Here is a 13691-nt window from a genome sequence, read left to right on the forward strand (position 1 = left end):
TTTCAGGACGCGGCGATATTGCTGAGTCGGGCTACGGGGTGATACGACTTGCTGAAAGTGGGCCGGTGCGAAAGCCCGAGCCGCTGCATCAATTCGCTGGCTCTCACCGCTTTGCCTGGCGGCAGGACACTCAATAGGCTGGTTACTTGATCGGTCACTTGATCGGTCACTTGATCGGTCACTTGATCGGTAGAGTTCGTCTCAACCAGAGCACCGGTAAAGGATGCTGGAGCAATGGTTCATAAATTCCTGAACTAATTATTTCCCCCCAGCGATTTTTCCCCTGGCCCGCCCCCACCAGAATCGCTTCACCACAATCACAATAACCGTGAGGCCACTCCCGTGGACCAGACACTCCAGGTACGGCAAGCCGCCGCCGACCTCGTCGCCGCCTTTGCCAGCAACGACACCGCCCGCTACTTCGCTTGCTTCAGCGAAGACGCCACCTTCCTTTTCCACACCTTGCCGCAACCCCTGCTGTCCCGCCGTGCCTATGAAGACCTTTGGGCCCAATGGCAGGCCGAAGGCTTTGCCGTGCTCGGCTGTGAGTCCAGCAACGTGCAGGTGAGCCTGCAGGGTGACGTGGCGATCTTCATGCATGACGTGGCCACGCATATCCGCATTGCCGGCGAGGAGCACCAACTGGCCGAGCGCGAGACCATCGTCTTCCGCCGCCACGGCGAACAGTGGCTGGCATGCCACGAGCACCTGTCGATCGTCACCGCAGCCTGATCCGAACTTACGCGGCCTTGCCGCACTGCCATCGCACCCACAAGAGGGCCCGCGCACCGCGCCGGGCCTACAACAACCGCGCTGGAGCATCACCATGAGCCACTCGACCGGTATCGAGACCAATGGCGTCGAACAGATCCCCGACGATCAACGCGACGCCTCCCCGCTTGACCTGTTCCGCCTGATCTTCGGCGGTGCCAATACCTTCGCCACTGCCGTGCTGGGCAGCTTCCCGGTGCTGTTCGGGCTGTCGTTCCAGGCCGGGGTCTGGGCGATCCTGCTTGGCGTCGGCGTGGGCGCGCTGATCCTCGCACCGATGGGCCTGTTCGGCGCGCTCAACGGCACCAACAACGCGGTGTCGTCAGGTGCGCATTTTGGCGTGCACGGGCGCATCGTCGGCTCGTTCCTGTCGTTGCTCACTGCCGTGGCGTTCTTTTCGCTGTCGGTGTGGAGCTCGGGTGATGCCCTGGTCGGCGGCGCCAAGCGCCTGGCCGGGCTGCCGGAAACCGACCTGACCCTGGGCCTGGCCTATGGCCTGTTCGCGGTGCTGGTGCTGGTGGTGTGCATCTTCGGCTTCCGCTTCATGCTGTGGGTCAACAAGATCGCCGTGTGGGCTTCGAGCTTGCTGTTCCTGCTGGGCATCTTCGCCTTCGCCGGGCCGTTCGATGCGGGCTTCGCCGGTAGCGTCAACCTGAGCCAGCCAGGCTTCTGGGCGGCATTCGTAGGCGCCGCGATCCTGGCCATGAGCAACCCGGTGTCGTTCGGTGCTTTCCTCGGCGACTGGTCGCGCTACATCCCGCGGCAAACGCCGAAGTCGCGCATCATGCTGGCGGTGATCGCCGCCCAGGTGGCCACGCTGATCCCGTTCCTGTTCGGCCTGTGCACCGCCACCCTGGTGGCCACCCAGGCACCCGACTACATCGCCGCCAACAACTACGTCGGCGGCCTGCTGGCAGTAGCGCCGAGCTGGTTCTTCCTGCCGGTGTGCCTGATTGCGGTGATCGGCGGCATGTCCACCGGCACTACCGCGCTGTATGGCACCGGCCTGGACATGTCCAGCGTGTTCCCGCGCCTGCTCAGCCGCGCGGGCGCCACCTTGCTGATCGGCGTACTGGCGATCGGCTTCATCTTCATCGGCCGCTTCACCTTCAACCTGGTGCAGAGCGTGTCGACCTTCGCCGTGCTGATCATCACCTGCACCAGCCCATGGATGGTGATCATGATCCTCGGCCTGATCACCCGTCGCGGCTTCTACCACGCCGACGACCTCCAGGTGTTCACCCGCGGCCAGCGTGGCGGCCACTACTGGTTCCTGCATGGCTGGAACTGGCGCGGCATGGGCGCGTGGATCCCTAGCGCGATGGTCGGCCTGTGCTTCGTCAACCTGCCGGGGCAGTTCGTCGGCCCGATGGGCGACCTGGCCGGCGGCATCGACCTGAGCCTGCCGGTAACCCTGGGCCTGGCCGGCGTGCTGTACCTGCTGCTGCTCAACCTGTTCCCTGAACCTGCTGGCGTGTATGGCCCCAATGGCCCGCGCTGGGTGCGCTGCAAAAGCGCCCCGCGCACGCCGGTGACCACCGCCGAATTGGCCTGACTGGATACCGACCATGACCACTTCCCACTACATTGCCGGCCGCTGGGTCGAAGGCCTGGGCAGCGACTGCATCAGCGTCAGCGAACCTGCGCTGGGCCTGCCCTTTGCCGAACTGATGGCCGCCAGCGTGGCCCAGGTCGACCAGGCTGTGGCCGCTGCTCGCGAAGCCCTGCCCACCTGGAAAAAGGTCAGCGCCAGCACTCGCGCGGCCTTCCTGCGCGGCTTTGCCGAACAGCTCGGGCAACGCCGTGAAGCGTTGATCACGCTGCAGATGCGCAACAACGGCAAGCCGCGTCACGAGGCCGAAATCGACCTGGATGATGCGATCGCCACCTTCGCCTACTACGCCGAGCTGGCCGAACAACTGCCGTCGAAAAACCGCGACGTACCATTGGCTGCGCCCGGTTTCACTGCGCGCACCCGCCTGGAACCGGTTGGTGTGGTCGGCCTGATCGTGCCATGGAACTTCCCGCTGGTGACCAGCGCCTGGAAGCTGGCCCCGGCGCTGGCGGCCGGTTGCACCGTGGTGCTCAAACCGTCGGAAGTGACCCCCCTGATCGAACAGGCCTACGGCCAGATCGCCGACACCCTGGGCCTGCCGGCTGGCGTGCTGAACATCGTCAACGGCAAGGCTGAAACTGGCGCCGCGCTGAGCAACCACAACGGCCTCGACAAGCTGTCGTTCACCGGCAGCAACAACGTCGGCAGCCAGGTAATGCGCAGTGCGTCGGCACAGTGCCGGCCGGTGACCCTGGAGCTTGGCGGCAAGTCGGCGATCGTGGTGTTCGACGATTGCGACCCGGACCAGGCGGTGGAGTGGATCGTTGCCGGTATCAGCTGGAACGCCGGGCAGATGTGCTCGGCCACCTCGCGCCTGCTGGTGCAGGACGGCATCGCCGATGCGCTGCTGCCGCGCTTGCAGGCGGCACTGGAAAAACTGCGGGTCGGTAACCCGTTGACCGAAGAGGTCGACATGGGGCCGCTGACCAGCCAGGCGCAGTGGTTGAAAGTTGCCAGCTACTTCGCGACAGCCCGCGAAGAGGGCCTGCAATGCCTGGCGGGCGGGCAGGCGCTGGATCGTGAAGGCTGGTTCGTGAGCCCTACGCTGTATGCCGATGTGCCCAAGGGCAGCCGCCTGTGGACCGAAGAAATCTTTGGCCCGGTGCTGTGCGCACGTCGTTTCAGCACTGAAGAGCAGGCGATTGACGAGGCCAACGACAGCCGTTTCGGGCTGGTCGCCACGGTATGCTCCGCCGACCTGGAGCGCGCCGAGCGCGTGGCCGATGCGCTTGAGGTCGGGCATGTGTGGATCAACTCGGTGCAGGCGGTGTTCGTCGAGACTTCGTGGGGCGGCACCAAGGGCAGCGGGATTGGCCGTGAGCTGGGGCCTTGGGGGTTGTCGGCTTACCAGTCGGTGAAGCATGTGACCCGGTGCCTGGGCTGATGCCTGAAGGCGCCTGCCGCAACATTTTCAGCGCCTGTGAGATCGAGCGCCGCCCGCGCGGCGCATCGCGGATAAATCCGCTCCTACATCTGTTGTAACGTGGCCATGCCTGTGAGGCCATGGTTGTCAGCCTGGTTTGTAAGGCTCAAGACATGCGCCAAGGCATACGACCATGGCGTAACAGGTTCGGTACGTTGCAACAGATGTAGGAGCGGATTTATCCGCGATGCGCCGCGCGGGCGGCGCTCGATCTCATAGCCGCTGAAACGCTCATGGCAAACACATGATGGTCCTCACCCAATCTTCCGCCATTCACTTGCGAGCAAGCTCTCGTAAGAAAATTCCCAACCTGAAACCAAATGCTTCAGCTTAAGCTCGCTTGGGAATTATCCTACGCGCTGCGCTGCCCTTTCTCTGTTGTCGATGTTGAGCATCAGGGCTAATTTCCCTGAGTCGTCATAACTGGCGATTGGGTGTGAGAGCCCAGCTTCATCAGAGATTTCAGTGCTGCTATGGCGGCTGTGCGCGGGCAGGCTTTTAGCCTGGCCGGGTTTTGCTGACTCTACCGGACTCTCACCCCGCGTACGGCTGCCACCCTCGTTCCGTGAGAGGAATGTTGGCGGTGGCTCTTTCAACACTAATAGAGAGAGTCATGCAATGAAGAAAGCAGTCCCCGATCCCCCCACCAAAACCTCTCCCCGCGCGTTCTACACCATCAACAACGACATGCCCTCGCCCGAGGCTCTGGTGTACGTCTCACAGTTGCTGCGCGGTATCGAAGACACGCTGGACGAATACATCTGCGGGAATGCTGGCGAGCCTGGCATCGGGATGTTGGTGAACACCGTTCATAACCTGCAAATGGCCAGGGCGCTGAATGAGCTGCTCCTGAGCCGGGATGCAGGAGAAATCAACCAGCGCTGAGGCTCCTCGGGAGAATGCAGCGGGGCTGCTTTGCAGCCCATTCGCGGGCAAGCGCGCTCCCACGGGAATATCACGGCGTCCCGGACGGCGCTGTACCTGTGAGAGCGGGTTAATCGAGCTGTCGAACCAACGCGAAGAGGCCAGCACAATCCATAGAAATTTCCCCCGCGTGACTTTCCCCTCCCCCAGCAAAGTCCCACTCCCTGGTACCCCCACAATCACAACACCAGGCCGGACCACCATGCACCCCCAACGCACCGCCTTGCACAACGAGTTGCACGCCCGCCCGTCGCTGTACTTCGACGGCCCGGCACATGTCTTCCACCTGGCCCTGCTCGGCGGTGATGCCGCTTGCGCCGCACTGTTGCAACGCTGCTGCCCGGAGGCGATCGACGCCGAGGCGGCTCAAGGCATCACCCACCTGGATGGCCACCCGTTCAAGTGGGAGCGGCACACCGAATTCTTCACCCTGACCCTGGTGGTGCCTTGCTCCGCTGCCAACGCCGAATGGCAAGCGCTGCCGCCGGTACTGGCTGAGGCCATCGCACCGCAAGCCGCCCAAGTGATCAATGCCGTGCAGGTACTGGTGCGCGACGAGCAGGATCTGGACCTGCCGCACTACGGGTTCAGGGACCCGTGCGGCTCCTGCGTTGGCGGTGGCGATGCGGTGGTGTGGAGCGATTTTCGCCTGACCGAGGATGGCACCAACCGCTTCCTGTTCATCAACCGCCGCCTCAACGCGTACCGCCAGGGCCGGATGATCCGCCGCCTGCTGGAGATCGAGACCTATCGCATGATGGCTTCGCTGACCCTGACCACGGCCAAGGCCTTGAGCCAGGAACTGGATGCCTTCGACAAGACCCTGGTGCAACTCTCGGAGCGCAGCGCTGGCGGGGATGGCCACGATTCCAAGGCCCTGCTCGAAGCCATCGCCCACCTGTCGCGGCAGGTGGTCAGCCGCACGGTCAAGACCCGCCACCGCTTCGGTGCCACCCAGGCTTATGCACAGTTGGTGTTCGAGCGCCTCGGCGAGTTACGTGAGAGCCATGTGGGTGACTGCCAGCGCCTGGGGGTGTTCATCGAGCGGCGCTTCAAACCGACCGTGCGTTATAGTGCGGCGACCGAGCAGCGCCTGGAACAGCTGGCGAAGAATGTCGCCAACCTGGGCGACCTGCTGCAAGCACGGGTGCAGGTGGAGATGGAAGAGCAGAATGCAGCAATCCTGCACAGCCTCAATGCTCGCGCCGATGCTCAGGTGAAGATCCAGCGGGCGGTGGAGGGGCTGTCGATCATCGCCATCACCTATTACCTGCTGAACCTGTTCAAGCTGTTGTACGGCGGGCTGAATGTGCTGGGGCTGGGGTTGACGGCGCGGGATGCGCTGCTGGGGATGGCGCCGCCGGTGCTGCTGGTATTGCTGGTGATTCTGATGCGAATCAGGCAGGCCAAACAGCATTGAAGCCGGGGGCGCTGTGCGCCCCTTTCGCGACACAAGGCCGCTCCTACAGGGGATCGCGTACCTCTGTAGGAGCGGCCTTGTGTCGCGAAAGGGCTGCGCAGCAGCCCCCGAAGTCACGCCGATTCGTCGGCCGGACGCGAACCTTCCTGCACCAGCACCATGCTCTGCGGCGACGACAAGGCAATCCCTTCATCACGCAAGCGGCCAAGAATGGTGAACAGCAAGTCACTGCGGGTGCTCGACACCTGCCGCGGCCCCGCCACATACCCACTCACGCCAATGACCATGCCCGCTGAAGTCAGGTCCTTGAACGTCACCGAGCAAGCCGGCGCATCAAGAATCGCTTCATGCTCGTGATAGGCCGCCAGCAGCAAATCACGCACGTGGTTGGCATCGGTCTCCAGCGGCAAGGTCAGGGTGATACCCACCACACCCAGGGCATTGCCCATGGTCACGTTGCGCACGTTCTGCGAAATGAACTGCGAGTTCGGCACGATCACCGTGGAGCGGTCGGACATCTGGATCTCGGTGGCACGCACATTGATCCGGCGGATGTCACCCTCGACCCCTGCCAGGCTGACCCAGTCGCCCACCTTGACCGGGCGCTCGGTGAGCAGGATCAGGCCGGAGATGAAGTTCTGCACGATCTGCTGCAAGCCAAAACCGATACCGACCGACAGCGCACTGACCACCCAGGTCAGGCTGGTCAGGTTGATGCGCAGGGTCGACATCACCAGCATGGCCAGGAACAGGAAGCCGAGGTAACCGACCAGGGTCACCAGCGAGGCCCGCATGCCCGCATCCATGTCGGTTTCCGGCAGCAGCCGCTCGCTCAGCCAACGCTTGACCACACGGATGGCGAACAGCCCACCGAAGAAGATCAGCACCGCCAGCAGGATGTCCTGCGGCACGATGTTGAGGTTGCCGAGCAGCTTGCCGCCGGTGCCATCCCAGTCCCCCAGGCTCAGCAGCAGCTCGCCGGGGCTGGTGCCCGAAGGCATCAATGCCAGCAGCACCGCCACGAACAGCAGCACCGTGCGGCTGATGCCGACCAGGATGGTGCTGGCCTGAGCCTGGTGGCGCGGCGCCAGGCCCAGGGTCGCGGCCAGTGCCAGGCCCCCGGGCTGGCGTGGCGACAGCAAGGCTTCGCAGAGGTCGCTGAGAAAGGTGGTGAGCAGGTAGGCGCACACCGCCACCACGCTGATCCACAGCAGCTTGGCGGTGAGGAAGTAGGCCAGGGTCAGGTAGCCGGCGAGCAGTGCCAGCACAATCAGCCCGACCCACACCACGGTCACGAACGGGATCAGCCCGGCAAGCCCGCTCGGGCGCTCCAGGCCGTGCTTGCGCAGGGTACGGCGATAGCGCAGCAACGCCACCGAGAAGATCACCGCCACCACCAGTGCAGTCAGGCCATTGGTGGCCACGGTCAGCGCCAGGCTGGTGCCGATCACGCTGTTGATGCGCTCCATGGTCAGCATGACCATCAGCGCCAGGGCCAGCAGCTTGGGGAACCAGCCCAGCGCACTGGCCACTTCGTCGTGAATCGGCGGCAGGCGCCAGGACGGCCGTTGCAACATCAGCATGGCGCGGCCCAGGCCGGTGATGAAGGCGCTGAAGACCACCAGGGTGAGGAAGTGATTGGTCAGGCTGGCGACGTCGGAACCCAGCTCAGAGCTGCTTTCCAGGCCCCAGCGCAGCAGCGACACAGAGCCGGAGATGGTACCCAGCGTGGCCAGGCTCACGCTCAGGGCCAGGGCACTGCGCCGCAGGCGGCCTTCTGGCAGGCGATGCACCATGATGCTGGCCAGCAGGCGCTCGAGCAGGCCGCGGACCACGGTCCAGACCAGGATCGCCGCCACCAGGCTGGTGAGGAAGAACCAGCGATGCTTGGCACTGAAGGCGCTGGCGACAGCGTCGATGGCCTCCTCGCGCAGATCGCGCAAGCGCGATACATCGTCGGTGGTGGGGCGGATCAGGCTTTGCCAGAAAGCCGGGCTCAGCGGCGTGGTTGCACGGCTGAGGATCTGCGAGTTGAACTGGCTGCGGCGCAGGTTGACGATCTGCGTGGACAGATCACGGGCCGATTGAGTCAGCTTGGTGGCCTGCTCTTGCTCGGCAACCATCGCCTTCTTTTCGGCATCCAGCTGCTGGCGCTGGCGAGCAAGGGCTTCGGCTTCGTCCGGCTGCACCGGGCCGAGTACCTTGAGCTTGTCGTCGAGTTTTTCCACATCGGCGGTGCGCAAGGTGGCCAGTGCCTCGGCCTGGCGTTGCACCTGCACGGCGGACAAGCGCAACTGCGACAGCAGGTCGTCGTTGGCATTGCTGGTGACGCCCTGGCGGATCTGGTCGAGCCGATCGCTCAGTTGCTCGTAGCTGGCATTTTCTTCCAGCACCGGTACTTCCGCCGCAGCCAGGCTGGACACCGGTGTGGCCGGTGCCGACCACGCCGGCGCAGCCAGCGACAACATCAGGGCCATCACAGCCAGGTAGAATCGGGCAAGGCTGACTCGCCTCATCGAATGTTCCTCTTTACACATCGATCTGGCGGGGGATTCTACGCGGCTTCAGGCAATCAGGAGAGTGCCGTTTCTCGCGCCAGCAGTTGCCGTTTGCGTTCCACACCCCAGCGGTAGCCGCTAATGTCGCCATCACGGCGCACCACCCGGTGGCAAGGGATAGCCACGGCGATGTGGTTGGCCGCGCAAGCCATGGCCACGGCGCGCACAGCCTTCGGTGCGCCGATGCGCTCGGCGATGTCGGTATAGCTGACCCGGCTGCCTACTGGCACTTCGCGCAAAGCCTGCCAGACCCGCTCCTGGAAGGCGGTGCCCTGGACATCCAGCGGCAGGGCCAGCCCCAGTGCCGGCGCCTCGACAAAGCCCACAACTTCGGCGACCAGCCGCTCGTAACCGGCATCTCCGCCGATCAGGTGCGCTTTGGGGAACTGGTCCTGCAATTGTTCGAGCAACACCTCAGGATCATCGCCGAGCAAAATCGCGCAGATGCCCTTCTCGCTCTGGGCCACCAGAATCGCACCCAGTGAGCACTGGCCGATGGCGAAGTGGATGCTCGCGCCAGCGCCACCTGCGCGGAACTCGCGGGGGCGCATGCCCAGGCGTTGGTCGGCGCTTTCGTAGAAACGGCTGTTGGAGTTGTAGCCGGCATCGTAGATGGCATCGGTCACCGAGCTTAGCCCATCGCCCAGCCGCTCGCGCAGGCGCCGGGCGCGAAAAGCGCTGGCGTAAGCCTTGGGCGTGAGGCCGGTTTCGGCTTTGAACAGACGGTGCAGGTGGAAAGGGCTGACAGACAGTTGCGCACCGAGCTGGTCGAGGCTGGGTGGAGTGTCGCTGCTTTCCAGCAGGCGACAGGCGCGGGCAACCAGGTCGGAGCGGCGGTTTTCGCTGGTTTTGGCCGTGCAGCGGCGGCAGGCGCGGTAGCCAGCGGCTTCGGCGCTGGTGGCGTCGTTGAAGAAATCGACGTTTTCACGCTTGGCCATGCGCGATTTGCAGCCGGGGTTGCAGTACACACCAGTGGTGCGCACGGCGTAGACGAAGTGACCAGCGGCAGAAGTGTCACGGGACTCGACGGCTTGCCAGCGTTGGGAGTCAGTTGTGAAGGCTTGCATCGCGGTTTACCTCAGCTTTCTGTTTCGTCTGTTCCGGCCCTTTCGCGGGCAAGCCCGCTCCCACAGGTACAGCGCATGCCCGCAAGCTGGTGATAATCCTGTGGGAGCGGGCTTGCCCGCGAAAGGGCCAGTAAAGCCAGCCCGTCAGTTTCAGGCCCGCCACAGGTACCAGGCAGCCACAGTCCTGTAGGGGCTCCACCCACCACCGAGCGAGCGCATCTGCGCCGGTGTCGGTGCCTTGTCCAACCCCTTCAACCGGCGATATCCCTCGCGTACGCCAAAATCGTCCACCGGCAGGATATCCGAGCGCTCCAGGCTGTAGATCAACAGCATCTCCACCGTCCAGCGCCCGACGCCGCGCAGCGCCACCAGCCGCTCTATCAAGGCATCATCGGCAAGCCTCAGCGCCTCTTCCCGGCACGGCACCACGCCCTCCAGGCTGGCCTGGGCGATGCCGTGTATGGTCGCCAGCTTGCTTGCCGAAAAGCCACACCCGCGCATCACCTCGGGGCTGACCGCCAGCAGTTGCTCCGGGGCCGGAAACGCCTGCTCGGGGAACAGCGCCAGCAACCGCCCAAGGATTGCCTCGGCCGCCCGTGCATGCAGCTGTTGATAGGCAATTGCCCGCACCAGCGCCTCATAAGGTTCACGCCCTGGCGTCGCCTGATGCAGGCACGGCCCGATCGCCTCGATATGCCGCGCCCAGTCCGGGTCCAGCGCAGCCAGGTGGCCAGTGGCTGCGCGGTAGGCGTCAGGCGAAAGGTCGGCGAGGATCATCCGTAGCTCCTGTAGATGCGAGGCAGGTCCAGCTTAGCCCAACCGCTGATCGGGCAAACCCCGGATCTTGCGCGGCTAATTTCTGGTATGCCTTGCCTGCGCCCCTGTGGCAGCAGGCTTGCCCGCGAAAGGGCCGGTACAGGAAAACCCAGATAACTCAGTCAGCAACCGCCCGCAACTTCCCCACCCGCCGATACGACTGCCGGGCAAAGCACACGAACAGCCCCGCCATCAGCGCCAGCGCCATCGGCAAACCATGCGGTGCGACATCCATCGCCGCCCCGCTCACCAGCGGCCCGACCAGGCTGCCGACGCCCCACAGCAGGCCCACGCTGGCATTCGCCGTGACCAGGTCCTGCCCTTTGAAGCGCTGACCGATCAGCACCAGCGCCAGGGTGTAGATACCCCCCGCCACCGCGCCCAGCAGCACCAGCATCGGCCACAGCAGCCAGGTCACCTGCAGCAGCCACGGCAGGGCGATGCCGATGGCCATTGCCACCAGCCCGCACACCAGGTGCAGCCCGGTGCGCTCGACGCGGTCGGCCAGCCAGCCCAGAGGGAGCTGGAACACCATGTCGCCTGCGAACACCACGGTCACCATCAGTGCTGCAACGGCCACGGCAAACCCATGGCTGCTGGCGTACACCGGCAGCAGCGACAGCACTACGGCATCGAAGAACGAGAAGAACAGCACCGCCACACACAGCGCCGGCGCCACGCGGAAGAAGCCCGCCAGGCCGAAGCTTTTCTCGCCCTCATCACCATGCTCCACATGGTCGTTGGGCACGGTCAGCAGGATGCACAGCAGGGCCAGGCCATAACCAATGGTGACCACACCGACGATCCACGGGCTATCGGCGCCAATCAGCGCGATCAATGCCGGGCCGAGCACCTGGAAGCCAGTGAAGCTGGTGGCGTACAGGGCCATGATCTTGCCGCGGTTGTGGTCCGGGCACAGCTCGTTGACCCAGGATTCGCCGAGGATGATCGCGATGCCCATGCCGATGCCCAAGCCCAGACGCAGCACGGCCAGCATCCACAGCGAATCGAACGCCGAATCGAGCAGGGCGATGCTCACGGTGCACAGGCTGAAGCACAGCAGGTAGATGGTGCGCCGGGTCAGGTGCCGGCAGCAGGCGTCGACCATGAACGCCGAGAGCATCATGCCCGCGGCAGGGATAGCCGAGATGATGCCAATTTCAAGGGTACCGGCACCGGCCTCGTGCAGACGCAACGACACCAGCGGCAGGCTGGCCCCCAGGCTGAAGCCCACTACCGATACGGCGAACAGAAGGCCCGCCAGCAAACGCATGTTCATGTACCACTCCAGGCAAAACTGAAAAGACGCGCAGATACAGGCGCCCACACGCACACCGGGAAGGCGGGCGACGCAAGGGCGCGGGGTCAGTTCAGGGCTTGGTGTGGCGAGAAGGTGAAGGCGAACAGCACGCTGCGGCGACGCTTGAGCACCGTATCGCTCGGCCACGCACGACGCATGGCCTGAAGAGCAGGCTGGCGGGCGTGTGGGAGGGATTGGGTACGGCGCATTGCTGTGGCTACTACGCAGGTGAGTTGAAAAGAGAGGCGGCACTCTAGGCGAAGGCAGGCGGAGTCGTCAATTGCCCAGGGGCCTCTGCGAGGCCCTTTCGCGACACAAGGCCGCTCCTACAGGCATCGTGTCAGCCTGACGGTGTGCAATACCTGTGGGAGCGGCCTTGCGTCGCGAAAGGGCTGCACAGCAGCCCCAGCGATATCAGCGCTTACCGGTATTTGGCAGAAACACCGCCAACAGTCCGAACAACGGCAGGAACGAGCACAACCCGTAGACGTACTCGATACCGCGCAAATCAGCCAGGTAGCCCAGCAGCGCCGCACCGATGCCGCCAAAGCCGAACATCAGCCCGAAGAAGACCCCGGCAATCATGCCCACGCTGCCCGGCACCAGCTCCTGGGCATAAACCACGATTGCCGAAAACGCCGAGGCCAGGATGAAACCGATCACCACGCTGAGCACGGTAGTCCAGAACAGGTCGGCATACGGCAGCACCAGGGTGAACGGCGCCACGCCAAGGATCGAGAACCAGATCACCGCCTTGCGCCCGATACGGTCGCCGATCGGCCCGCCAAAGAAGGTACCCGCCGCCACGGCGCCGAGGAACAGGAACAGATGCAGCTGCGAGCTGGCCACCGACAGGTCGAACTTTTCGATCAGGTAGAAGGTGAAATAGCTGGTGAAGCTGGCCATGTAGAAGTACTTGGAGAACACCAGCAGCCCGAGCACGATCAGCGCCGCGATCACCCGCCCGCGCGAAATACCGTGGGTGGCCTGCACCGCCTTGCGCGCCTTGGCCTGGTTCAGGTGTTCCTTGTACCAGCGGCGCAGCATCAGGGTCACGGCAAAGAAAAACAGCGCCGCCACGCCGAACCAGGCCACGTGTGTCTGGCCGAACGGGATGACGATGGCCGCCGCCAGCAGTGGGCCAAAGGCGGAACCGGTGTTGCCGCCAACCTGGAAGGTCGACTGCGCCAGGCCGAAACGGCCACCCGAGGCCAGCCGCGCGATACGCGAGGTCTCCGGGTGGAAGGTCGACGAACCGATGCCGACCAGCGCAGACGCCAGCAGAATCATTGGGAAGCTGCCGACAAACGCCAGCATGACGATCCCCACCAGGGTGCACAGGGTGCCCAGCGGCAACAGGTTGGGCGTCGGCCTGCGGTCGGTGAAGAAACCCACCCAAGGCTGCAACAGCGAGGCCGTGATCTGGAAGGTCAGGGTAATCATGCCGATCTGGGCGAAACTCAGGTCGTAATTGGCCTTGAGCATCGGGTAGATCGCCGGCAGCACCGACTGGATAAGGTCGTTGATCAGGTGCGCCAGGGCGCAGAAGGCGATGATGCGCATTACCAGCGGATTAGCTTGGTTCGCCGAACCTGTGCTGGCGGTGGGGGTGCTGCTGATGGCCATGGGCTTGAATTCCGTCCGCAGGTTTGGGATCCGATTATCAGGAAACAAATAGATACATAGCTACCTTTTTTATTTGGCGGACATCACGTACTTGTAAATGGTTCTCAATATATTTAGCATCTTCAGCCTAACTTCCCCGTAATCGTTGGGCGAAACCGCCCTCATGCGAGC

11 protein-coding genes are annotated in these 13691 nt (G+C 64.0%); 5 read left to right on the forward strand and 6 right to left on the reverse strand.

The genetic code is table 11. The features are described 5' to 3' along the window. Positions 1 to 2: 2 nt before the first annotated feature. On the reverse strand, positions 3 to 182 hold the full coding sequence (locus BUQ73_RS29045; protein WP_079229763.1) for a Fic family protein: 180 nt from the start codon (positions 180 to 182) through the stop codon (positions 3 to 5). 160 nt (positions 183 to 342) lie between these two features. Between BUQ73_RS29045 and BUQ73_RS22665 the strand changes: the two genes are divergently transcribed. From BUQ73_RS22665 to BUQ73_RS22685, 5 genes are all read left to right on the forward strand, one after another. Beyond that, positions 343 to 732: a YybH family protein gene (locus BUQ73_RS22665; RefSeq protein WP_079229764.1), complete on the forward strand. Its 390-nt coding sequence runs from the start codon at positions 343 to 345 to the stop codon at positions 730 to 732. Between the two features lie 94 nt (positions 733 to 826). Continuing rightward, entirely contained in the window at positions 827 to 2326 is a 1500-nt protein-coding gene (locus BUQ73_RS22670; RefSeq protein WP_079229765.1) for a purine-cytosine permease family protein, read from the forward strand. A gap of 13 nt (positions 2327 to 2339) precedes the next feature. Next, positions 2340 to 3770: an aldehyde dehydrogenase family protein gene (locus tag BUQ73_RS22675; RefSeq protein WP_079229766.1), complete on the forward strand. Its 1431-nt coding sequence runs from the start codon at positions 2340 to 2342 to the stop codon at positions 3768 to 3770. A gap of 657 nt (positions 3771 to 4427) precedes the next feature. After that, positions 4428 to 4694, forward strand: a complete 267-nt coding sequence (locus BUQ73_RS22680) for a hypothetical protein (protein ID WP_079229767.1) — start codon at positions 4428 to 4430, stop codon at positions 4692 to 4694. A 241-nt stretch (positions 4695 to 4935) separates the two neighbouring features. After that, positions 4936 to 6153, forward strand: coding sequence for a DUF3422 domain-containing protein (locus BUQ73_RS22685; RefSeq protein WP_079229768.1), 1218 nt, complete (start codon positions 4936 to 4938; stop codon positions 6151 to 6153). A 113-nt stretch (positions 6154 to 6266) separates the two neighbouring features. Here the strand turns inward: BUQ73_RS22685 and BUQ73_RS22690 are convergent, their stop codons facing one another. The 5 genes from BUQ73_RS22690 to BUQ73_RS22710 all read right to left on the reverse strand — a co-directional run bounded on the left by BUQ73_RS22690 (position 6267) and on the right by BUQ73_RS22710 (position 13520). Next, the gene (locus BUQ73_RS22690) at positions 6267 to 8669 is read right to left on the reverse strand and encodes a DUF3772 domain-containing protein (RefSeq protein WP_079229769.1); all 2403 of its coding nucleotides are present in this window, start codon (positions 8667 to 8669) and stop codon (positions 6267 to 6269) included. A 56-nt stretch (positions 8670 to 8725) separates the two neighbouring features. Further along, positions 8726 to 9778: a bifunctional DNA-binding transcriptional regulator/O6-methylguanine-DNA methyltransferase Ada gene (gene ada / locus BUQ73_RS22695; RefSeq protein WP_079229770.1), complete on the reverse strand. Its 1053-nt coding sequence runs from the start codon at positions 9776 to 9778 to the stop codon at positions 8726 to 8728. A 150-nt stretch (positions 9779 to 9928) separates the two neighbouring features. Beyond that, on the reverse strand, positions 9929 to 10555 hold the full coding sequence (locus BUQ73_RS22700; RefSeq protein WP_079229771.1) for a DNA-3-methyladenine glycosylase family protein: 627 nt from the start codon (positions 10553 to 10555) through the stop codon (positions 9929 to 9931). A gap of 157 nt (positions 10556 to 10712) precedes the next feature. After that, a complete protein-coding gene (locus BUQ73_RS22705; RefSeq protein ID WP_079229772.1) occupies positions 10713 to 11873 on the reverse strand; it encodes an MFS transporter in 1161 nt (386 codons plus the stop codon). A gap of 435 nt (positions 11874 to 12308) precedes the next feature. Further along, a complete protein-coding gene (locus BUQ73_RS22710) occupies positions 12309 to 13520 on the reverse strand; it encodes an MFS transporter (RefSeq protein WP_027918281.1) in 1212 nt (403 codons plus the stop codon). Positions 13521 to 13691: the final 171 nt, after the last annotated feature.

It is taken from the genome of Pseudomonas putida, assembly GCF_002025705.1.
Lineage (GTDB): Bacteria > Pseudomonadota > Gammaproteobacteria > Pseudomonadales > Pseudomonadaceae > Aquipseudomonas > Aquipseudomonas putida_J.